The following is a 1,476-nucleotide window of genomic DNA, read 5'->3' as shown; positions in this document are numbered from 1 at the left end:
GAGAGGGATAGGGCACCACCAACGCCAATACGCCGTCACGCTTTAGCGTGGGGAGTAGGCGTTGAGTGAACTGCACTTCCAGTCTAGCCATGTCACGATGCTGTTTGTCCACCTGGTCGGTGACCACCGCGCCATACGGCGGGTTTAAAAACAGCAACGTTTGACTGCCTGAGCCGATTTGTGTGTCAAACGCATTGCTGCGCAGCACCGAATCAAGACATTGACTGGCAGTGACGGCTCGCGCCTCATCCAGCTCCACCCCATAGGTGTGAAGCGCGCTCTGCTCATGGTCGACGATTTGACTCGCCAACTGAGCCAGCGCCTTGCCTTCCCCGCAACACGGGTCGAGCAAGCGCTGAGTGCCGGCTTTGAACCGCAGCCGCTTAGCTATCTGGGTTAAGGTCGCCTCATCGGTCGGGTAATACCCGTCTTTAAGGTAGTTGTGCGCCACGCGCGGGTGCATCACGGCCATTAGCTTGCCTCCTCATCAAGACGAAGGCGCATCCAATGTTGCGCTTTGGGCTCAAACTTCCACACGCGCTCATCATTGATGCGACGCTTGAGGTAAGCCAGTTGTTTGCCCATCACTTCTCGCCCCACTTCTGGGGTGAGCTTGACGATGTCACCAATGTGACTTGGCAATGGCCACAGCGGCCCAAACAAGCTGACTAAGTCCTCTTGGCTTTCTTGGGATGACGCCAACGCCTGACTGGCCACGTCTCGCTGCTCGGTCAGTTGCTGCTGCGCCTTGCGCTCTTTGGCTAACGGATCTTCTTCCATTGGTTCGTCTCGTGGCAGCGCCTCTTCTTTGTAATCACTGAGCCAAATGCCGTTAAGCTCGGCGCGTGTTTCAATCACAAATCGGTTGCTGGTTTGATAGCTGCCCGGATAAATACGTTGTAATCCAAAGGTGCCTTGATAGGTGCCTTCGCTGTATTCATCTAAGACCGCGTCTCGAACGGAGAATTGACCAATGTCGGTATCGAGCATGGCGACGTTAAAGTCGCCATAACGCCCGCTAACGGTTTTGATGGTGAGTATGCCGGGTACTTGGACCATGTTGGCCTCCTGAGTTAAACGTCAAAAGGCCTCCCACCGGAAGACCTCTCCGGTTAGGGAATTGTAAAAGTTAAAGCCAGCCACGCTCAGCAAACGAGGTGACGGTTTCGCCGACCACAAAGTGGTCGAGGATGCGCACGTCAATCAGTGCCAGAGCATCCGACAATTGCCGTGTGATGCGCCGGTCCGCCTGACTGGGCTCGCTGCATAGGCTAGGGTGGTTATGACATAAAATGACCGAGGTGGCATTCCAAAGTAGGGCGCGTTTCACGACCTCTCGGGGGTAGACGCTGGCCGAGTCGACCGTGCCATAAAACAATATCTCAAACTCAATCAACTGATGTTGGGTATTAAGAAAGAGCACGCCAAAGACTTCTCTGTCCATCCCCTGCAGTAAACCACTGAGGGTCCGTTTCG

At 54.9% G+C, this 1,476-nt stretch carries 3 protein-coding genes; all 3 read right to left on the bottom strand.

What is annotated here, in order from left to right; genetic code table 11:
* Positions 1–472 (bottom strand): DUF6094 domain-containing protein (locus AB6D93_RS24015; RefSeq protein ID WP_372159253.1); only part of this gene is annotated, 472 nt, incomplete at its 3' end.
* Positions 472–1,059, bottom strand: a complete 588-nt coding sequence (locus AB6D93_RS24010) for a DUF3275 family protein (protein WP_372159252.1) — start codon at positions 1,057–1,059, stop codon at positions 472–474. The genes AB6D93_RS24015 and AB6D93_RS24010, both read right to left, overlap by 1 nt.
* Positions 1,060–1,129: 70 nt before the next feature.
* The coding region (locus tag AB6D93_RS24005) for a JAB domain-containing protein (RefSeq protein WP_372159251.1) at positions 1,130–1,476 on the bottom strand (347 nt) is incomplete at its 5' end.

The sequence above is a fragment of the Vibrio sp. 10N.247.310.23 genome (assembly GCF_041467155.1).
GTDB lineage: Bacteria > Pseudomonadota > Gammaproteobacteria > Enterobacterales > Vibrionaceae > Vibrio > Vibrio crassostreae_C.
This window is presented reverse-complemented; position numbering and strand designations above follow the sequence as displayed.